Origin of the sequence: Streptomyces lasalocidi, from assembly GCF_005280215.1 — a bacterium.
Taxonomy (GTDB): domain Bacteria; phylum Actinomycetota; class Actinomycetes; order Streptomycetales; family Streptomycetaceae; genus Streptomyces; species Streptomyces longwoodensis.
Genome location: NZ_SZNQ01000001.1, coordinates 5477854 through 5497733, shown reverse-complemented (window position 1 = coordinate 5497733; position 19880 = coordinate 5477854). Strand labels below are relative to the sequence as shown.

21 protein-coding genes are annotated in these 19880 nt (G+C 72.4%); 1 reads left to right on the top strand and 20 read right to left on the bottom strand.

Annotation, left to right across the window (positions count from 1 at the left end):
- Window positions 1-6: 6 nt before the first annotated feature.
- The 18 genes from E4U91_RS24890 to proS all read right to left on the bottom strand — a co-directional run bounded on the left by E4U91_RS24890 (window position 7) and on the right by proS (window position 15105).
- On the bottom strand, window positions 7-564 hold the full coding sequence (locus E4U91_RS24890; RefSeq protein ID WP_137310986.1) for a TetR/AcrR family transcriptional regulator: 558 nt from the start codon (window positions 562-564) through the stop codon (window positions 7-9).
- Window positions 565-671: 107 nt separating this feature from the next.
- Window positions 672-1514, bottom strand: coding sequence for an RNA polymerase sigma factor WhiG (whiG, locus tag E4U91_RS24885; RefSeq protein ID WP_137308889.1), 843 nt, complete (start codon window positions 1512-1514; stop codon window positions 672-674).
- A gap of 240 nt (window positions 1515-1754) precedes the next feature.
- The gene (dprA, locus tag E4U91_RS24880; RefSeq protein WP_137308888.1) at window positions 1755-2921 is read right to left on the bottom strand and encodes a DNA-processing protein DprA; all 1167 of its coding nucleotides are present in this window, start codon (window positions 2919-2921) and stop codon (window positions 1755-1757) included.
- Window positions 2918-4543 carry a YifB family Mg chelatase-like AAA ATPase gene (locus E4U91_RS24875; protein WP_137308887.1) on the bottom strand — a complete coding sequence of 542 codons (1626 nt, stop codon included), beginning with the start codon at window positions 4541-4543 and terminating at the stop codon, window positions 2918-2920. Before E4U91_RS24875 ends, dprA begins: the two co-directional genes overlap by 4 nt.
- Window position 4544: 1 nt before the next feature.
- The gene (locus E4U91_RS24870; RefSeq protein ID WP_137308886.1) at window positions 4545-4907 is read right to left on the bottom strand and encodes a YraN family protein; all 363 of its coding nucleotides are present in this window, start codon (window positions 4905-4907) and stop codon (window positions 4545-4547) included.
- Window positions 4908-4995: 88 nt separating this feature from the next.
- Window positions 4996-5304: a DUF2469 domain-containing protein gene (locus E4U91_RS24865; RefSeq protein ID WP_003993268.1), complete on the bottom strand. Its 309-nt coding sequence runs from the start codon at window positions 5302-5304 to the stop codon at window positions 4996-4998.
- Between the two features lie 56 nt (window positions 5305-5360).
- Window positions 5361-5837, bottom strand: a complete 477-nt coding sequence (locus E4U91_RS24860) for an NUDIX hydrolase (RefSeq protein ID WP_137310985.1) — start codon at window positions 5835-5837, stop codon at window positions 5361-5363.
- Between the two features lie 76 nt (window positions 5838-5913).
- Window positions 5914-6696, bottom strand: coding sequence for a signal peptidase I (gene lepB, locus E4U91_RS24855; RefSeq protein ID WP_137308885.1), 783 nt, complete (start codon window positions 6694-6696; stop codon window positions 5914-5916).
- A 270-nt stretch (window positions 6697-6966) separates the two neighbouring features.
- Window positions 6967-7995 carry a signal peptidase I gene (gene lepB / locus E4U91_RS24845; protein ID WP_137308884.1) on the bottom strand — a complete coding sequence of 343 codons (1029 nt, stop codon included), beginning with the start codon at window positions 7993-7995 and terminating at the stop codon, window positions 6967-6969.
- The gene (lepB, locus tag E4U91_RS24840) at window positions 7883-8983 is read right to left on the bottom strand and encodes a signal peptidase I (RefSeq protein ID WP_137308883.1); all 1101 of its coding nucleotides are present in this window, start codon (window positions 8981-8983) and stop codon (window positions 7883-7885) included. The genes lepB (E4U91_RS24845) and lepB (E4U91_RS24840) overlap by 113 nt, the downstream gene beginning before the upstream one ends.
- Window positions 8976-9692 (bottom strand): signal peptidase I, encoded by a 717-nt coding sequence (lepB, locus tag E4U91_RS24835; RefSeq protein ID WP_137308882.1) that lies wholly within the window; start codon window positions 9690-9692, stop codon window positions 8976-8978. Before lepB (E4U91_RS24835) ends, lepB (E4U91_RS24840) begins: the two co-directional genes overlap by 8 nt.
- A gap of 45 nt (window positions 9693-9737) precedes the next feature.
- Entirely contained in the window at window positions 9738-10088 is a 351-nt protein-coding gene (rplS, locus tag E4U91_RS24830) for a 50S ribosomal protein L19 (protein WP_137303806.1), read from the bottom strand.
- A gap of 140 nt (window positions 10089-10228) precedes the next feature.
- Window positions 10229-11062 carry a tRNA (guanosine(37)-N1)-methyltransferase TrmD gene (trmD, locus tag E4U91_RS24825; RefSeq protein WP_137308881.1) on the bottom strand — a complete coding sequence of 278 codons (834 nt, stop codon included), beginning with the start codon at window positions 11060-11062 and terminating at the stop codon, window positions 10229-10231.
- On the bottom strand, window positions 11062-11664 hold the full coding sequence (gene rimM, locus E4U91_RS24820; RefSeq protein WP_137308880.1) for a ribosome maturation factor RimM: 603 nt from the start codon (window positions 11662-11664) through the stop codon (window positions 11062-11064). Before rimM ends, trmD begins: the two co-directional genes overlap by 1 nt.
- Window positions 11665-11803: 139 nt before the next feature.
- Entirely contained in the window at window positions 11804-12043 is a 240-nt protein-coding gene (locus E4U91_RS24815) for an RNA-binding protein (RefSeq protein WP_005479813.1), read from the bottom strand.
- Between the two features lie 5 nt (window positions 12044-12048).
- Complete coding sequence (gene rpsP, locus E4U91_RS24810; protein ID WP_137308879.1) at window positions 12049-12468, bottom strand: 30S ribosomal protein S16; 420 nt, start codon at window positions 12466-12468, stop codon at window positions 12049-12051.
- 368 nt (window positions 12469-12836) lie between these two features.
- Window positions 12837-13433, bottom strand: a complete 597-nt coding sequence (locus E4U91_RS24805; protein WP_137308878.1) for a hypothetical protein — start codon at window positions 13431-13433, stop codon at window positions 12837-12839.
- 259 nt (window positions 13434-13692) lie between these two features.
- A complete protein-coding gene (proS, locus tag E4U91_RS24800; protein WP_137308877.1) occupies window positions 13693-15105 on the bottom strand; it encodes a proline--tRNA ligase in 1413 nt (470 codons plus the stop codon).
- 211 nt (window positions 15106-15316) lie between these two features.
- Between proS and E4U91_RS24795 the strand changes: the two genes are divergently transcribed.
- On the top strand, window positions 15317-16162 hold the full coding sequence (locus E4U91_RS24795) for an SAM-dependent methyltransferase (RefSeq protein ID WP_137308876.1): 846 nt from the start codon (window positions 15317-15319) through the stop codon (window positions 16160-16162).
- A 28-nt stretch (window positions 16163-16190) separates the two neighbouring features.
- Here E4U91_RS24795 and ftsH read toward each other — a convergent pair whose 3' ends face one another.
- Both ftsH and ffh read right to left on the bottom strand, forming a co-directional pair.
- Window positions 16191-18128, bottom strand: coding sequence for an ATP-dependent zinc metalloprotease FtsH (gene ftsH, locus E4U91_RS24790; RefSeq protein WP_137308875.1), 1938 nt, complete (start codon window positions 18126-18128; stop codon window positions 16191-16193).
- Window positions 18129-18246: 118 nt separating this feature from the next.
- Complete coding sequence (gene ffh, locus E4U91_RS24785) at window positions 18247-19794, bottom strand: signal recognition particle protein (protein ID WP_137308874.1); 1548 nt, start codon at window positions 19792-19794, stop codon at window positions 18247-18249.
- Window positions 19795-19880 lie beyond the last annotated feature (86 nt).

The following is a 19880-nucleotide window of genomic DNA, read 5'->3' as shown; positions in this document are numbered from 1 at the left end:
CGGGGCTCAGCCCCGTACGCCCCGCAGCACCATGCTGACCGCCGCCTCCGCCACGACCCCGGGTTCCTCCGCCGCGCCGAGCTCGATGCGGCGTACCGCGGCGTCCACGACGCCCTGGACCAGCATCGCGGCCAGCCTGGGTTCCGCGTGGCCGAGCCCGGTCAGGGCGTCGACGATCATCGAGACGAGACCGCCGTGCGCGGCGCGGATCTTCTCCCGGGCACCGGCGTCCAGCTCGCTGGCCGAGATCGCCACGACCGCCCGGTGGCGCCGGTCGCCGACCAGTTCCAGCTGCTTGCGCACGTACGCCTCGACCTGGTCCCCGGGGCCGTCCGCCGCGGCCATGGCCGCGGCGACCTCCGCCGCCCAGACGGGGAAGTCGACCTCGCACAGTTCCTCGACGACCGCGGCCCGCGACCGGAAGTACTCGTAGACGGAGGAGCGCGCGAGCCCCGTCCGCTCGGCGAGGGCCGGGAAGGTCAGCGCGTCCGTGCCGCCCTCGGACAACAGGGTGCGGGCCGCGTCCAGCAGGGCGGCTCGCTGCATCGACCGGTGCTCGGCCACGGAGGCCGCTCGAATCCTTGGCACTCGACCACTGTACGGACGCGCCTGCCGCGACGGGAGTGCCGCAGGGGACCGGCCACGGTGCGGGGGGTCTCACCGGACGGGGCTCACCGGCCGAAGCTCGCCAGCTTCGCGCGCAGCTGGAGCACCGACTTGGTGTGGATCTGGCTGACCCGGCTCTCGGTCACGCCCAGGACGTTGCCGATCTCGGCGAGGGTGAGGCCCTCGTAGTAGTAGAGGGTGACCACGGTCTTCTCCCGGTCGGGCAGGGTGTTGATCGCCCGCGCCAGGAAGCGGCGCAGCTCGCGGTCCTCGGCCACCTCGACGGGGTTGTCCGCGGCGGTGTCCTCGAGGGTGTCCATGAAGCTCAGCCCGTCGCCGCCCTCGCCGCCGACGTGCAGCAGCTCGTCGAGGGCGACCACGTTGGCGAGCGACAACTGGCTGAACACGGCGTGCAGTTCGTCGACCGCGATGCCCAGCTCGGCGGCGACCTCGATCTCCGACGGGGTCCGTCTCAGCCGCGCCTCAAGGGTCGCGTAGGCGCGCTCGACGTTGCGGGCCTTCTGCCGCACGGAGCGGGGGATCCAGTCCAGGGCCCGCAGTTCGTCGATCATGGCGCCGCGGATCCGGGTGATGGCGTAGGTCTCGAACTTGATCTCGCGTTCGACGTCGAACTTCTCGATCGCGTCGATCAGCCCGAACACCCCGGAGGAGACGAAGTCCGCCTGCTCGACGTTGGGCGGCAGGCCCACGCTGACGCGGCCCGCCACGTATTTCACCAGGGGCGAGTAGTGCAGGATCAGTTGTTCCCGCAGCCGTTCGTCGCCCGTCGCCTTGTACGACCGCCACAGCTCGTCGAGCGTCGAGGGGGCGGGCGGCCGCACGCTGCCACCGTCGCGGGCGGCTGGGGGGATCGCCGCCCGGTCGGACCCGGAGGTGTGCTGGGGCATTCGTCGCCTTGTGCCGTTCTGCCGTGGAGTTGCCGGTCTGTGTTCTACGTCGGAATCCACGTGAGCGTAGCGTGACTGGAGCGTCGCAATGAGCGAAGAGCGGGTGCCGATCCATGCGCAGATACGTTCCTCCACGCGTCCTGGCGGGGCACGGCGGCCCGCGGTCCGCCCGGGGGGCCGCGTCAACTGCCGGAATTCCCAAGGCGTTACGCGTTCCCCCGGACGGCCGAACCGGACGGGTCAGGGCTGACGCGGACCCGGTCGAACGGAGAGCACCGCCTGGCGTGTCAACTTCCAGCCGTCGCCCAGTCGTTCGACGTAGCCCAGCGCCTTGAGCTCGTAGAGCCGCGCGACCGCGTCGTCCTCGGTGGTCTGCGCGCCCCGGGCGACCTCGTCCGCCGGGGCGGCCCGTCGGCCGGGCAGGGCGGCCAGGACGCGGCGGGCGGCGGGGTCCAGCAGGTCGCGCGGCAGCACGGGGCCGCGCCGCTCGGGGGCCAGCTCGCCCATGTCACCGACCAGTTCGACGACTTCCGCCGCGTCGGTGACCAGGACGGCCTCCCCGCGCAGCAGTTCGTGCACCCCGGCGGACAGGGCACTGGTCGCCGGGCCCGGGACGCCCATGGTGTGCCGGCCGAGGCGCCGGGCGGCCCGCGCGGTGACGAGCGAGCCGCTGCGGTGGGCGGCCTCGACGACCACGGTGCCCCGGGTCAGGGCGGCGATGACCCGGTTGCGCAGCACGAACCGGCTCGGCGTCGGATGCTCCCCTGGCGGCAGCTCGCCGACGACCAGGCCCTGTTCCGCGATCCTGTTGATCAGCCCGGTGTGGCCGCGCGGGTAGGGCCGGTCGACGCCGCAGGCGAGGACGGCGACGGTGGCGCCGTCGGCGCCGAGCGCACCCCGGTGGGCGGCGCCGTCGACGCCGTAGGCCCCGCCGGAGACGACGACCCAGCCGCGCTCGGCGAGGCCGGCGGCGAGGGCGGTGGCCATGTGGGCGCCGTACTCGGTGCAGGCGCGGGCGCCGACGACGGCGACGGAGCGCAGCGCCCACATCCGCAGGTGGGGGCTGCCCCGCACCCACAGGCCGAGCGGCCGGGCGTCCCCGAGGTCGTCGAGCGTGCCGGGCCACTCGGTGTCGCCGGGGCACACGAACCGCAGGCCGGCGGCGTCGGCCAGGGCGAGGTCGCGGGCCGGGTCGGCCGCGCCGGCCCGGGCCCGCAGCCCGGCCCACCGCCGCTCGCTCACCCCGGTCGGCGCGTCCTCGTCCGCGCCCCGCAGCAGTTGCCGCACGGCCCCTGGTGCCCCGGTCTCCCGGACCCACCGCCCCGCGACCTCGTCGCCGGGCTCGATCACCCGCCCGAGGAAGACCCGGGCCGCGCGCTCGTCGTCCGGGGCGCCCGGGCCGCTCACGTCAGGGCCCCGATGGCCATGGGCACGCCGCGCGGCACCCCGGTGCGCAGTTGCAGAGCCAGCGCCACGTCCGTCGCGTCGGGCCGGTCGTGTCCGACCAGGTCGGCGACGGTCCAGGCGACGCGCAGCACCCGGTCGAGCCCCCGGGCGGTGAGCACGCCCCGCTCCAGGTTCCGCTCGGCCTCGTCCATCGCGCCCCGCGCGGCGTGCCAGCGGGTGCGCAGCTCCCGTCCGGGCACTTCGCTGTTGGTCCGCCACGGTGTCCCGGCCAGCCGGGCCGCAGCCCGTTCGCGTGCCGCGTGGACGCGGGTCGCGACGACCGCCGTGGACTCGCCGCCGGGGCCCCGGTGCGCCAGCTCGGCGCGGCTGACGGGGTCGACCTCCACGCGCAGGTCGACCCGGTCGAGCAGGGGCCCGGACAGCCTCGCCTGGTAGCGCCGGATCGCCGACGGCGGGCACTCGCACAGGGAGTCCCGCTGGGAGAAGCGGCCGCACGGGCAGGGATTGGCGGCCAGCACCATCAGGAACCGGGCGGGGAAGCGCACCACCCCCGCGCTCCGGGCGATCACCACGTGCCCGGACTCCAAGGGCTGGCGGAGCGCGTCCAGGGCCTGGCTGTTGAACTCCGGAGTTTCGTCGAGGAAGAGCACGCCCCGGTGCGCCAAGGACACCGCGCCGGGGCGGGCGATCGAGGGGCCGCCCCCGACGAGTGCCTGCATGGTGGCCGAGTGGTGCGGGGCGCAGTAGGGCGCCACGTCGATCAGCGGCTTGCCCGGCGGCAGTAGCCCGGCCACCGAGTGCACGGCGGTGACCTCCAGGGACTCCTGGCCGGACAGCCGGGGCAGGACGGCCGGCAGGCGCTCGGCGAGCATGGTCTTGCCGGCGCCGGGCGGGCCCTCCAGGAACAGGTGGTGGCCGCCGGCCGCGGAGACCTCCACCGCCGTCCGCGCCGAGATCTGGCCGACCACGTCGGACAGGTCGTGGCCCGGGTCGTGCTGGGCCGCGCCCATGCTGTGCATGCCGGTGGCCGCGCCCGTGCCCGGCACGCGCAGGCCGGCCAGCAGCGGGTCCGGGCGGCCCTGCTCGTCCGGTGCCTCCTCGGGGACGGGCTCGTCCGCGAGGACCGCGATCAGCTGGCGCAGGCTGCGCACCCCGAGCACGGACACACCCGGCACCAGCGAGGCCTCGGCGGCCGCGCACTCGGGCACCACGACCTGTTCGTACCCGGCCTCGGCGGCCGCCAGGACCGCGGGCAGGATGCCCCGCACCGGGCGCACCCGGCCGTCGAGCCCCAGCTCGCCGATCATCACGATGTCGGCGAGCACCCGGGGGTCGATCCGCTCGGCGGCCCCGAGCACGGCGCACGCCACCGCCAGGTCGAACCCGCTGCCGGCCTTGGGGACCGAGGCGGGGCTGAGTCCGACGGTGAGCTTCTTCTGGGGCCATTCGCCGCCCGAGTTGACCACCGCGGCCCGGACCCGGTCGCGGCTCTCCGTCAGGCTCTTGTCCGGCAGGCCGACCAGGGTGAAGGCGGCCACTCCCGGTTCCAGGTCGGCCTGGACCTCGACGACCACGCCCTCCACGCCCACCAGGGCCACCGAACACGTCCGTGCGAACCCCATGTCAGGCCACCCCCCGCACGTGCTCGACGACGGGCGCGCCGCGGTCCGGCAGGACGACGCCCACCAGGTCGATGCGGACGCCGCCCGGCGGGGCGCCGCCGTGGGCGTGGATCCAGCCCTCGGCCAGGCCCCGCAGGCGCTGCGCCTTCTCCGGGGTCACCGCGGCCATCGGGTGTTCGTACGCACCGCTCCTGCGGGTCTTCACCTCGCAGACGACCAGTACGTCGCCGTCCCGGGCGACGATGTCGATCTCTCCGGTCCTGCCCCAGCGCCAGTTGCGCTCCAGGACCGTCATCCCGGCCTCCACCAGCCGTCGTGCGGCCAGCGTCTCGCCGTACCTGCCGAGTGCACTGCGTGCGTTCATGTCGGCACCACCTCCGGTGCCCACCGTCACGCACGGCGCCCCGCGGAGTTGATCTCCGGGGACTACTCAGCGGTTGTGGAAAACCCCGTCACCCGCTCGGGAGCTCCAGGTCGCTCTTGTTGAGCTCCTCGATGTTCACGTCCTTGAACGTGAGGACCCGCACCTGCTTCACGAACCGGGCCGGCCGGTACATGTCCCACACCCACGCGTCCGCCATCGACACCTCGAAGAACACCTCACCCTGGACCGAGTGCACCTGCATCTCGTAGTCGTTGGTCAGGTAGAAACGCCGCTCGGTCTCGATCACGTATTTGAACAGACCGACGACATCGCGGTACTCCCGGTAGAGCTTCAGCTCCATCTCGGTCTCGTACTTCTCGAGGTCCTCGGCGCTCATGGCATGTTCCCCTTCAGCCGTGCGATCCCCCCATTGTGCGCCAGCACCGCGGACCCCTAGACGATTTCCGTGTCAAGGGTCACCGGGCCGGCCGGGGGACCTTCGTCGAGCAGCCTGCGCAACAGCTCGGCGAGTCTGGTCGGATACACCGTCTCATGCGTCCGGGTCAGTTCCGCACAGGTCCACCACCTCGCTCCGGCGACGCTGCGCCGTTCCAGTTCCGTCAGGGCCTGGGCGCGGGTCGCCGTGGTCGTCGTACGGGCCAGGTAGTACCACTCGTCCTGGTCCCAGCGGCGGCCCGCGAACGGGAACGAGCACCGGCGCCGCCACAGCACCGGGCCGAGGTCGACGTCGGTGATGCCCGTCTCCTCGGCGAGTTCCCGCACCGCGGCCGCCTCACGGGTCTCGTCGCCCTCGACGCCGCCGCCGGGCGTGAACCACCAGTCGTCGGCCGGGTCGTCCGGCTCGTGCCCGTGCAGCAGCAGGATGCGGTCGTCGGGGTCCAGCAGGACCACCCGGGCGACCCGGCGCAGCCCGCCCTCGTAACCGTCCGTTGGGACGGCGGCACCGGCACTCGCGCCGGCACCGGCAGCACCGGCACCGGACGTCTCAGCGGCCACCGGCCGCCCCCGTCGCCGGTCGCGCCCCGCGGCGGCCGGACGCGCGCTTGGCGATCGGGCCGTACGCGCCGCCGCCCAGGACGAGGACCGCCCCGACGACGATCAGCGTGAGGATCAGGCGCAGCGGCCCCGGCTGCGAGAGGGTGCCCAGGGCCTGGAAGCCGGTGGGGCGCTTCAGCATGCCGTCCATGGGATAGACGACGGCGTCCACGCGCGCGCTGACCGCGCCGCGGGCGACCGTGCCCTGGGCGGCGTCGGAGAGGTGGGCGGTGGAGTCCAGGGAACCCTGGCGCTCGTCGCCGAGCAGGAAGAGACGGCCCGCGGGCACCTTCACGGTGGGGAAGTCCGTGATCTCCGCGAGGCTGCCCTCGGGCAGGTACGGCTCGTCGATCTGCTTGCCGTTGACGGTGAGCTTGCCGTTCGTGCAGCAGGCGACGGTGTCGCCGCCGACGGCGACGACCCGCTTGACCACGTCGGCGTTGGTGACCCAGCTCTTGTCGTGGAAGACCACCACGTCACCGCGGCGCACCTCGCCGCCGTCGATCCGCTGGGCCAGGACCCGGGCCCCGGCGTTGATGGTCGGGGACATCGAGCTGGTGGGCACGGTGTACGGCCGGTAGACCACCGCTCCCCAGGCGAAGCCGCCGAGGAACAGCACCAGGCCCAGCGCCATGGCCAGCCCGGACAGGCGCTGTCCGGTCCGGCCGCCCACCGGGCCCGCCGTGGTGCCGCCGCCGTGCGGGGCCGTTCGTGTCGTGCTCTCGCCACCCATGGGTCCGCACCCTACCCGGCGGTACCGAACGGGGTCAGCCCCTCGCCGGCCGCCGGGGTCCCAAGCTTGGGAAAGGGTTTGCCAGGGCGCTGAGGTGCGGGTCGGCCTCTAGGGGGTGTCTTGCCGATCAGGCCGGGCTCGCGGCGCCTGGCACCGCGCCTCGCCGCGTTGTCGTCGGTCCCCGATGCTCCGCATCGACTCCCTCCTCCGCCTTGCGATGCACGGCACCAGACGCCGCTCCCTGATCCGGCCCGATCGACAAGACACCCCCTAGCGGGGCGCGGACGACGTGGTCGGTCCGGCCGTCGCCGCCGCGGTGGCCCGCCGGCGGCGCCACAGGGCGACCGGTACGACACCGACGAGCGCGAGGCCCTCCGGCGCGACGGTGACGGCGGCCGAGCGGGCGTCGAGGCCGTTCTGGTCGAAGGTGTCCGGGACCGGCAGGGTGCCCCAGCGGTTGATCGGCCAGGCCTTGACGACGGCGCGGCCCACGACCTCGTCGACCGGGACCATGCCGTGGTGGCGGTCGGACTGGTTGTACCGCGAGTCCCGCGAGTTCTGGCGGTGGTCGCCCATCACCCAGACGTAGCCCTTGGGGATCTTCACGGTGAACTGGCCGCCCTGGTCGTCCTGGCTGCACGGGGTGTTGCCGGGGTACACGTAAGGCTCGTTCAGCGCCTTGCCATTGACGGTGAGCGGGCCGGTGCCGCTGCACGCGACGGTGTCTCCGCCGACGCCGATGACCCGCTTGATCAGGTCCTTCTCCTCGGCGGAGGGCATCAGGCCGATCCAGCTGAGGAAGGTCTGCAGGGCGTTCGGCTCGGGGGTGGGCTCGCCGGCGAGCCAGTTGTCCGGGTCGTGGAAGACGATGACCTCGCCGCGCTCGGGCTCGGAGCCGAACCACGGGGTCAGCTTGTCGACCAGGACACGGTCGCCGCGCTGGAGGGTGTTCTGCATCGAGTCGGACGGGATGGAGAACGCCTGCACCAGGAACGTCTTGATCAGCAGCGCCAGGACCAGCGCGATGCCGATCAGGATCGGCAGCTCCTTCCAGAAGGAGCGCGGCTTCTTGGGCTGCTTCGGCGCGGGTCCGTCGGCACTGCCCGTGCCGTCGGGGCCGTCCACGCCCTGTCCGCCGCCGGTGCCGGCCTGCTCCCCGGGTGGCCCGTCCTGGGCCGAGCCGGGCTCATTCCCGGAGGTCACGGCGCCGTCCGCAGCCCGGTCGGCCGCTTCCACGGGGCGTCCGCGGTGCTCCTCGCCGTCGTGTCCGGACCGTGCGCCAACCGCCACATCCCCCACGCCAACTCCTCACTCTGTGCCGCTGCCTGCTCCCTACGCGGCGCAGGCCCACCACTCCCATAACGAGCGGGAGTTCCGCAGGGCTCGGGAGTCGGATCGTTCCGTTTCGATCGTCGGGGGCAACCCTATGCGACAGCCGGGGGGCCGGGACGGCAGCGGAGGCCGCCGAGTCGGTGACCGAGGAGAAGGTTTGCGGTCCCTTGAGACTGTTCCAGTGGCCGAGCGGCCAGGCGATGACCATGGCGCGGCCCACCACCTCGTCCAGGGAGACGGTGCCGCCGTAGTCGGTGTCCTGGTGGAAGCGGGAGTCGGCCGAGTTGGCCCGGTGGTCGCCCATCACCCACAGCCGGCCCTGCGGGACGGTCACGTCGAACGGCGTGTTCGAGGGGGCGTTGCCCGGATAGAGGTAATCCCCCTCGTTCAGCGGAACGCCGTTGACGGTGATCCGCCCCTGGGTGTCACAGCACTTGACGTGGTCGCCGCCGACGCCGACGACGCGTTTGATGAGGTCCTTCTCGTTGTCCGAGGGCAGCAGGCCGATGAAGGTCAGGGCCCCCTTGACCTGCTTGACCACCACGGGGTCGTTCTTCCTGGTGGTGCTCTGCTCGTCCTGGAGCCAGCCGCCGGGGTCCTTGAACACGACGACGTCCCCGCGCTCCGGCTCGGAGCCGAACCACGGGGTGAACTTGTCGACGAGGACCCGGTCGCCGATCCGGATCGTCTGCTCCATCGAGCCGGACGGGATCACGAACGCCTGCACCAGGAACGTCTTCAGCACCAGCGCGATCAGGACGGCGACGCCGACCAGCAGCGGGATCTCCCGGACGGCGGAGCGCCTGCGCTTGCGCTTGACCTTGCGCTGGAGCTTGCGGCGCTCCGCGCGCGTACGCCCTCCGGAGGAGGAGCCGGAGGCCCGCCGGGAGCCGGTGGGCAGGAGGTTGGCCGCCCCGTCACCCGGTGTGCCGCGCGGCTTGCCGCGGTTACCCATGGGCACCGCCCGCGGCAGGCACGCGCGCGTACGCGTCCGGGCGCTTCAGGCGGGTCAGGTGGGCGGCGGGCCAGACGATCCAGTCGACGCGGCCGACCACGTCGTGGACCGGGATCATGCCGCCGCCCGGCGAGCCGAGGTGGTCGCGGGAGTCGCGGGAGTCGCTGCGGTGGTCGCCGAGCACGAACAGGGTGCCGTCGGGTACGACGACGTCGAAGGGCACCGTGGACGGACTGTCGCCGGGGTGGAGGAACGTCGACTCGTCGACCGACCGGCCGTTCACCCGGATCCTCCCCTCCTGGTCGCAGCAGACCACGTGGTCTCCCCCCACGCCCACGACGCGTTTGACGTAGTCGGCGTCACCGAAGTACCCCGTTCCGTCGAACACGACGACATCGCCGCGGCGTGGCGCGGCACCGAAACGGTACGCCAACTTATTTACGAGAACGCGGTCCCCGATCCTCAATCCGTTCTCCATGGATCCGCTGGGGATCTGGAAGGGCTGGGCCACGAACGTGTTGAGGAGCAGCAGGAAGACCAGGCAGATCAGCAGGGTGAGGCTGATGCGGCCGCCCGGGAGCCAGTCGGTGATCCGCGCCGCCAACGTGAAGCGCGACCGTCCCTCCGGTCCCTCGCCGTCCGGCGGGTGGCCGGGCGGGGTGGGGCGGGAGGAGCGGTCGCGCTCCGTCGGCTGTGCTTCGGTGTCCATCGGGGCCAGATGTTATCCGGCCCGGAGGGGGACTCCCGAACGCGCTCAGTTGTCGCGCTTCTCCTTGATCTTCGCGGCCTTGCCGCGCAGCTCACGGAGGTAGTACAGCTTGGCGCGACGCACGTCACCGCGGGTGACGAGCTCGATCTTCTCGACGATCGGGGTGTGCACCGGGAAGGTGCGCTCCACGCCGACGGAGAAGGAGACCTTGCGGACCGTGAAGGTCTCGCGCACGCCGGAGCCCTGGCGGCGGATCACGACGCCCTTGAACTGCTGCACACGGGAGCGGTTGCCCTCGATGACGCGCACGTGGACGTTGACGGTGTCACCCGGGCGGAACGCCGGGACGTCGCTGCGCAGCGAGGCGGAGTCGACGGTGTCGAGCAGGTGGGCCATGTCGTCTGCTTTCTTCGCTGATGCCACAGGTCATCAACGGAAACTAGGGGTGTCCGAAAAAGGGGCCGTGAGGTCGGGGCGGGCGTCGTCTCCCCCTGTGGCAGGGGCGCGCGCCGGACCGTGCACGGCACAACAGCCGCCTATTCTTCCATGCCGGGGGCCCGTCGCCAAAATCGGCCGTACGGCTCACCTGCGGGATCGGGTTCCCAGCCGAGGATGGACAGCATCTCGCGGTCCTTCTTGTCGAAGGACGCGGGCGTGCAGCGCTCGATCAGGTCGGGCCGGTGGGCGGTGGTGCGGCGCAGGGCCTCGTCGCGGCGCCAGCGGGCGATCTTCCCGTGGTGGCCGCTGAGCAGCACGTCCGGGATGCCGTGACCGCGCCACTCGGGGGGCTTGGTGTAGACGGGGCCCTCGAGGAGGCTGGCCATGGCGCCGGGTGCGAAGGAGTCGTCGCGGTGCGACTCGGCGTTGCCGAGGACGCCGGGCAGCAGCCGGGCCACGGCCTCGGTGACGACCAGCACGGCCGCTTCGCCGCCGGCCAGGACGTAGTCGCCGATGGAGACCTCGTACACCGGTATCCGGGTCGCGTACTCGTCGATGACGCGCCGGTCGATGCCCTCGTAGCGGGCCGGGGTGAAGACCAGCCAGGGGCGTTCGGACAGCTCGACGGCGAGGTCCTGGGTGAAGGGGCGGCCGCTCGGGGTCGGCACGATGAGCGCGGGCGCGTGGGCGCCGCGTTCGTAGCCGTCGGCGAGGACCGCGTCCAGGGCGTCGCCCCAGGGCTCGGTCTTCATCACCATGCCGGGGCCGCCGCCGTAGGGGGTGTCGTCGACGGTGTTGTGCCGGTCGTAGGTCCAGCGCCGCAGGTCGTGGACGTGGACGTCGAGCTGTCCGCGCGCGCGTGCCTTGCCGACCAGGGAGACGTTCAGCGGTTCGAGGTACTCGGGGAAGATCGTGACGACGTCGAGGCGCATTACGACCCGTCCCCCGGGGTGCCTTCCGCGTCGTCCCCCGAGAGGTCCTTCGGGTCGTCCCCCGCGTCGTCCCGGGAGGAGGCGATCTCGGCTCGGTCGTCGATCAGGCCCGGCGGGGGCGCGATGACCGCGCGCTGCTCCTCCAGGTCGATCCCGGTGACGATCTCCTCGACGAAGGGGATCATCACCTCGGTGCCGTCGGGCCGCTCCACGATGAACAGGTCCTGGGTGGGCAGGTGCGAGATCTCGGTGATCCGGCCGACCTCGGTGCCGTCCTCGGTGACCACGTCGAGGTCGATGAGCTGGTGGTCGTAGTACTCGTCCTCGCCCTCCGGCAGCTCCTCCGGGTCGATCTCGGCGATCAGGAGGGTGTTGCGCAGGGCCTCGGCGGCGGTGCGGTCCCCGACGCCCTCGAAGCGCAGGAGGAGCCGGCCGCTGTGGACGCGGCCGGTGGCGATGGTGAGCGGCCCGGTGCCGGCCGGGTCGGTGGCCAGGACGGCCCCGGGGGCGAGCCGCAGCTCGGGCTCGTCGGTGCGTACCTCGACGGTGACCTCGCCCTTGATGCCGTGGGCGCGGCCGATCCGCGCGACTACGAGCTGCACTGTCGGTGTTCTCCTGTCGGTACGGTCGGGACGGTCGCCGCGCGCGGAACAGGAGCCGGGCGGCGGACCATACGACTCGGGCCGGGGAGGGCACTGAGCCGTCCCCGGCCCGGGCCGGTGGTGCGATGCTGCGAATGCGTCAGCGGACGTGGTCCACGTCGACGAGGTCGACGCGGACGCCGCGGCCACCGATGGCGCCCACGACGGTGCGCAGAGCGCGTGCGGTGCGGCCGTTGCGGCCGATCACCTTGCCGAGGTCGTCGGGGTGGACCCGGACCTCGAGCACACGTCCACGGCGCAGGTCGCGCGAGGCGACCTGCACATCGTCAGGGTTGTCGACGATGCCCTTCACGAGGTGCTCAAGCGCCTCTTCGAGCATCTGGCTCAGGCCTCGGCCGACTCGGACTCAGCCGCGGCCTCGTCCTTCTTCTCAGCCTTCTTCTTCTGGGTGATCGCCTCACCCTTGCCCTCGTCGTCGCCGCCCAGGGCCTCGAACGACGGACGCGCCTTCTTCGGCTCGGCGGTCAGCAGCGGAGCCGGGGCGGGCTCGCCCTTGAACTTCTGCCAGTCGCCGGTCTTCTTCAGGATGGCGAGCACGGGCTCGGTCGGCTGGGCGCCGACACCGAGCCAGTACGCCACGCGGTCGGCGTCCACCTCGATGATCGACGGGTGGTACGTCGGGTGGTACTTGCCGATCTCCTCGATGGCCCGGCCGTCACGGCGGGTACGGGAGTCGGCGACGACGATGCGGTAGTGAGGCGAACGGATCTTGCCCAGACGCTTCAGCTTGATCTTGACTGCCACGGGAGTGGGTTCTCCTGGAATTGACGTGGTTGGGCACGGCGGAACTGCCGCGTGGGGTTGCGGTACCCGAGTGCCCGATGGACGCGTCAGCCGGAGGAGAGAGGGGTCCTGTGCGACTGTCGAGTACAGCTTGCCATTGTGCCACACCCGGCGGGGCGCTCCGGGCCGGGGCGCCCGTGCTGCCCCCGCGGGCGGGCAGGCGGCAGCGGCGCCCGGCGGGCACGGGACGGCGGAGGACGGCGGGCGCGGGGACGCACCGCGGGGCGCGGGAAACCGCGCGGCCGGTCACCACGGATCGGTGACCGGGCGCGCACGCCCCGCGCCCCGCGCAACCGGCAGCCACGAGATGCCGGTGACGCGTCGGTGCGCTAGGCCGCGCCGATGACCTCCGGGATGCGGAACGGCTTCCCGCAGCCGCCGCAGACGATCGGCGCCTGGGCCAGGACCGAGGGGACGACCCGGACGTTGCGCCCGCAGTCGCACACGGCCTTGACCCGGACCCCGCCGCCGGAGGAGCCGTGCCGCGCGGCCGGGCCGCGGAAGGCGCGGGTGGCGTCGGAGGACGTGGCCGCGGTGTGGGCCTTGAGCGCCCGCTGGAGCCGCTCGATGGTCGGGCGGTACCGCCGCTTGGCCTCGGGGCTGAGCGTGACCAGCGAGAAACCGCTGCTGGGGTGCGGTTCCTCGGGGTGGTCCAGGCCCAGCTCCTCGGCGATCGCGAGGAACCTGCGGTTGTGGTAGCGGCCGGCCCGCGACGTGTCACGGACGCCGCGCGCGGCGGCGATCCCGTGCACTGCCTCGTGCAGCAACCGCTCGAAGGAGAGCTCGTGACCGCACGCGGACGACGACTCCCCGATCAGGGATTCTGGCGCGGCAAGGTCCGGCAGTTCGGGGTGGTGCCGCTGAATGTCGGCCCACGCCTGTGCCAGCTCTGCGGCGAGAACAGGTGGTGTCTGTGTCGTGCTCACGTAATGACAACGAGCGGGAGTGCCGCTGTGTTCCTATTCCGGGCCATCCCAAATAATTTGCACGTACCCGTCAGTTGCCACTGATGCGTCCTGACGAGGGCGGGTGCGCTGATCTGCGGAGAAGCCTCGCAGCTCACCACAAGGTGGTGCGTAGTCCGCCGTACGCCCCGGCGTGTACGCCGTCTGCGCGCGCCGGGTGAGGGGTGGCGGGCCGGGGCGCAAGAGGAGTTCCGGCCGCTTCGCGCCCCGGCCCACTGCCTCAGTAAGCGCGCGCGACGACCGCGACGTTACCGGGTGCGTCCTCCGACTGCGGCACCGACCCGTCCTCGGCGACCAGGCACCGGACGGTCACGCCCTGCTCGGCCAGCCGGGCCTCGCCCTCCGCTCCGAGGTCCGCCCACGGGATGCGGGCCCAGCCGGTCGCGGCGGCCTCGACGGCCTCCTCGATCGTGGAGACCTCGACGGTGCGCGACAGCCGGCGCTCGCGGGACTGGGTCAGCAGCAGCGCCTGGTCCTCCTCCAGCAGGCCCGGCAGCCGCTCGACGAGCGTGTCCAGGGACACCGCCTCCTTGCCGCCGGGGATGCGGCGGGCCAGCATCGCGGTGCCGTTCTCCAGGTCGCGCGGCCCGATCTCGATGCGCACGGGCACGCCCTTGAGTTCCCAGTCGACCGCGCGCCGCCCGAACGGGGTGTCCACCCGGTCGTCGACCTGGACGCGGATCCCGGCCGCCTTCAGCCGGTCGCCGAGCTCGCGGACCGTGGCCAGAACCGCCTCGTCGCCCTTGATCGCCAGGACCACGGCCTGCACCTGCGCGAGCCGCGGCGGCACGCGCAGTCCGCTGTCGTCGCCGTGCATCATCACCAGGGCGCCGATCATGCGCGTGGTCGAGCCCCAAGAGGTCTGCCAGACCAGCTCCTGGGTGCCGGCCTGGGACAGGTACGTGGTGTTGAACGCCTTGGCGAAGTTCTGGCCCAGCTCGTGGCTGGTGGCCATCTGCAGCGCCTTGCCGTCGCCCATCATGCCTTCCAGCGTGAGGGTGTTGATCGCGCCGGCGAACCGCTCCCGGGCCGTCTTGCGGCCGGGCACGACGTCCATGGCGAGGACGTTCACCATGAAGTCCTCGTACACCCGGCGATGGATGCGGGAGGCGAAGTCGCGCGCGTCCTCGTGGGTGGCGTGCGCGGTGTGGCCCTCCTGCCACAGGAACTCCGTGGTGCGCAGGAAGAGCCGGGGCCGCAGCTCCCAGCGCACCACGTTCGCCCACTGGTTGATGAGCAGCGGCAGGTCGCGGTAGCTCTGCACCCACTTCGAGAAGTAGTCGTTGATGATCATCTCGGAGGTGGGCCGGACGACCGCCGGCTCCTCCAGCTCCTTGCCGCCGCCGTGCGTGACGACCGCCAACTCCGGTGCAAAGCCCTCGACGTGGTCGGCCTCGCGGGTGAGGTAGGACTCGGGGATCAGCAGGGGGAAGTAGGCGTTCTGGGTCCCGGTCTCCTTGATGCGGGCGTCCATCTCGGCCTGCATCCGCTCCCACAGCCCGTACCCGTACGGTCGGATCACCATGGTGCCGCGCACCGGGCCGTTGTCGGCCAGCTCCGCCTTGTTGATCAGATCCTGGTACCAGCGGGGGAAGTCGTCCGCCTGGGGCGTGAGAACGGGTGCCTTTGCCATGGCGCGATGGTACGGGTCCACGTTGCCGGGATGTGAATTCTTGCCACAGGCATGGGCAACTCCCAAGCAGTCCCCAACGCCCCCTGGACGCCGCCGCGAGGGGGGAGTTACCTGGCATACGGGAACCCGCTGACGCACGGCACGGGGGCCGGGCGACGAGCGGGGCGGCTGGAACTGTCGACTCTCTCTCGTCGGATTGGGGCGCTTATCCATGACACCTGTGCTCGTGCGGCAGCACCTTCCGCAGGCGGGGCCGTCGCCCCGCGCGGATCGCGGTGCACGCGCGCGTGACTGGTCGGAGATCCAGGAGCGGATGCTGGTGCCGCTCTACGAGGCCGTCTACGAGCGACTGGACGTGGGCCCCGGCACGCGTGTGCTGGGCCTCGGCTGCGGTTCCGGACTCGCCCTGCTGATGGCGGCGTCCCGGGGCGCGGCCCTCACCGGTGTCGAGTCCGCCTCCCCCGAGCGGCTCGCGCTGGCCCGTGAACGGCTGCTGCCCGAGGGGCGGCCGGCCCGCGCGCGGACGGACGCACGGCTCGTGCAGGGGGCGCCCGGGGACGCGGCCGGGGCGCGGAGCCCGGCGTACACCCTGGTGACGGCGTTCGAGCCGATCGGCGCCCTGACCGGTGACGCGGAGCGGCTCACCGCCGCGCTGGCCGCGGCGGTGCCGCTCGCCCGGCGCGGGGCGGCGGTGGTGCTGGTCGGCTGGGGGCCGCCGGAGCGCTGCGCCACCACGGCCGTGCTGCGGGCGGCGGCCCGGGAGAACGAGCCGCCCCGCTGGCGCCCGCCGCTGCGGGACGACCTGGAGCGGGTCGCCGCGCGGGCGGGCCTCACTCCCGACGGCTCCGGGCGGGTCGCCTGCCCGTTCGGGTACGCGGGCGTGGACAGCGCGGTGCGCGGGCTGCTGTCGACGGGGCTGTTCGACGCGGCCACGGCCGCGTCGGACGCGGCGCAGGTCGACAAGGAGCTGACCGAGGCGCTGCACCCGTACCAGCGGCGGGACGGCACGGTGTGGATGCCGAACGTGTTCCGCTACCTCGTCGCGCGCGTGCCCTGACGGGTCACCGGCGCGGGGCGGGGCGCCGTCACGGCTCGTCCTTGGTGGTGCGGACGATACCGGCGATCCGGTAGGCGTCGGCCTCCTCCAGCGTCTCCCGCTCCAGCAGGGCCTCGGCCAGGGCGTCCAGTTGGCCGCGGTGGTCCCGCAGGGCGCGGCGCGCCTCCTCGTAGCACTCGTCGACGACGCGGCGCATCTCCTCGTCGATGGCGTCGAGGGTCTGCGGGGCGGCGGCCAGGCCGTACGCCTGCTGGGCGTCGCCCGGGAGCGCGGACAGGCGGCCGACGCGCTCGCTCATGCCCCAGCGGGAGACCATCCCGCGCGCGATCCGGGTGACCTGCTCCAGGTCGCTCTCGGAGCCGGTGGTGATCACGCCGTAGACGACCTGCTCGGCCGCCATGCCGCCGAGGGCGCCGATGATCCGGCCGCGCAGGTACTCCTCGGTGTACGCGTACTTGTCCGCGTCCGGCGTGGACAGCGTGACGCCCAGAGCGCGCCCGCGCGGCACGATGGTGATCTTGCGGACGGGGTCGGCGCCAGGCTGCAGCATGCCGAGCAGCGCGTGGCCGCTCTCGTGGTAGGCGGTGCGCCGCCGCTCCTCGTACGGCATGACCAGCGCGCGCTCGGCGCCGAGCTGCACCTTCTCCAGGGCGTCGGACAGGTCGGCCGGGGTGACCTGCCGCTGGTCGCGCTTGACGGCGAGGAGGGCGGCCTCGTTGGCGAGGTTGGCCAGTTCCGCGCCGGTCATGCCCGGGGTGGTGCGGGCGACCTGGGCGAGGTCGACGTCGTCCGCGAGCGGGATGCCGCGGGTGTGGATGCGCAGGATGGCCTCGCGGCCGCCGCGGTCCGGGGGCGAGACCTGCACGACCCGGTCGAAGCGGCCGGGGCGGGTCAGTGCCGGGTCGAGGACGTCGGCGCGGTTGGTGGCGGCGATGACGATGACGCCCTCGGAGCCGGAGAAGCCGTCCATCTCGGTGAGGATCTGGTTGAGGGTCTGCTCGCGCTCGTCGTGGCCGCCGACGCCCGCCCCGCCGCCGCGGGCCCGGCCGATGGTGTCGATCTCGTCGATGAAGATGATCGACGGGGCGACCTTGCGGGCCTCGGCGAACAGCTCCCGGACGCGGGAGGCGCCGACGCCGACGATCATCTCGATGAACTCCGAGGCCGAGGCGGAGAAGAACGGCACCCCGGCCTCCCCGGCGACGGCCCGCGCGAGCAGGGTCTTGCCGGTGCCGGGCGGGCCGGCCAGCAGGACGCCGCGCGGCATCTTGGCGCCCATCCGCCGGTAGGCGTCGGGGTTCTTCAGGAAGTCCACGACGTCGTTGAGCTCGCCCTCGACCTCGTCGATGCCGGCCACGTCCGCGAACGTGGTGCGCTGCTCCCCCGGTTCCAGCTCGACCGGCTTCGGCGGGGCCTTGCGCCCCAGCATGCCGCCCGCGCCGCCGAGGCCCGCACGCATCCGCCGCGCGATGAAGATCCACACGGCGACCAGGAGCAGCATCGGCGCGAGCGAGATCAGCAGGTTGGCCAGGAAGCTGCGGTGCTGGACGACCGGCTCGGCGGTGACGGTGACGTCGTGCCGGGTGAGGTCCTGCCAGAGTCCGTCGTCCGCGAAGGTCGGCCGCTCGGTCTTGAACTTGGTGTACGTCCCGTCGCCCTCGGGGTCGTCCCGGGCCTTCTTCAGCTGGCCCTGGATCGCGTTGCCCTTGGCGTAGATCTTCTTGACGTTCCCGGTGTCGACCTGCTTGCTGAACTCCGTGTAGGAGATCGTCGGCTCGGTCTCCTCGTCCAGGTAGGACAGGACCAGGTTGGCGATCAGGTACACGACCAGCGCGGTGAGGGCCAGCCGCCACCAGCCGCCGCGCAGCCGCCGTCCGCCGGGGGGCGGTTTCGGCGGCTCCTCGGGGGCGCCCTCGGTGCGCCAGGGCTGGTCGGGCGACTTGCGCGGCGGCGCAGGGTTGGTCATATCGGGACGTTACGACACGGTCCGGGCACCGGCACGCCCAGCCGGGTGCTGCGCGAACGACGCGGGGCGCCCTCCTGGTGGAAGGGCGCCCCGTGCGCGTACGGGCTGCTGCGTGCGGTCAGCCCATGAACTTCTTGAACTCATCCGGCAGTTCGAAGTCCTCGGCCTGCTGCGGCAGCCCGAAGGCGTTGCCGCCCTGTCCGGCCGCCTCACGGCGCTGGGCCGCCTCCAGCTCCTGCTGCTTGCGCTTCATCGGGTTGCCGGAGCGCTGCTTGCCCTTGGTCTTCTTCTGCTGCTTCTTCTGCCGGCCGGGGCCGCCGCCCATGCCCGGCATCCCGGGCATCCCCGGCATGCCGCCGCCCTGGGCCATGCGGGACATCATCTTGCGGGCCTCGAAGAACCGCTCGACCAGGTTCTTCACGGCGCTGACCTCGACGCCGGAACCCTTGGCGATGCGGGCGCGGCGCGAGCCGTTGATGATCGTCGGGTCCTGGCGCTCGCCCGGGGTCATCGACTTGATGATCGCGGCGGTGCGATCGACGTCCCGCTCGTCGATGTTGTTGATCTGGTCCTTGATCTGGCCCATGCCCGGCAGCATGCCGAGGAGCTTGGAGATGGAGCCCATCTTCCTGACCTGCTCCATCTGGGCCAGGAAGTCGTCCAGGGTGAAGTCCTGGCCCTTCTTCGACGCCAGCTTGGAGGCCATCTTGGCGGCCTCTTCCTGGCTGAACGTCTTCTCGGCCTGCTCGATCAGGGTGAGCAGGTCACCCATGTCGAGGATGCGGGAGGCCATCCGGTCCGGGTGGAAGGCGTCGAACTCGTCGAGCTTCTCGCCGTTGGACGCGAACATGATCGGCTTGCCGGTGATCTGCCGGATCGACAGGGCGGCACCACCGCGGGCGTCACCGTCGAGCTTGGAGAGCACCACGCCGTCGAAGCCGACGCCGTCGCGGAACGCCTCGGCGGTGTTGACGGCGTCCTGACCGATCATCGCGTCGACGACGAACAGGATCTCGTCGGGGCGCACCGCGTCCCGGATGTCCGCGGCCTGCTGCATCATCTCCTGGTCGATGCCCAGGCGGCCGGCGGTGTCGACGATCACGATGTCGTGGACCTTGGCCTTGGCGAACTCGATGGAGTCCTGGGCGACCTTCACCGGGTCGCCCACGCCGTTGCCCGGCTCGGGCGCGAACACGGCGACACCGGCGCGCTCGGCGACCACGCTCAGCTGGTTCACGGCGTTGGGGCGCTGGAGGTCACAGGCCACCAGGAGCGGGGAGTGGCCCTGCTCCTTCAGCCAGCGGCCCAGCTTGCCCGCGAGGGTCGTCTTGCCGGCACCCTGCAGACCGGCCAGCATGATCACGGTCGGCGGGTTCTTGGCGAACCGCAGCCGGCGGGTCTCCCCGCCGAGGATGGTGACCAGCTCGTCGTTGACGATCTTGAGGACCTGCTGGGCCGGGTTCAGCGCCTTGGAGACCTCGGCGCCGAGCGCGCGCTCCTTGACGTTCTTGATGAACGTCCGCACGACGGGCAGCGCCACGTCGGCCTCGAGGAGCGCGATGCGGATCTCACGCGCGGTGGCGTCGATGTCCGCCTCGGAGAGCCGTCCCTTGCCACGCAGGTTCTTGAAAGTAGCTGAGAGGCGATCGGAGAGAGTATCGAACACGGCGCTCGCGGTCCTCGGGGTCGGTGGTGGCTGCGGGAATCGCCCTCCAGGGTATCCCGGAGCGGCGCGGCGGGGTCACGGTCGGG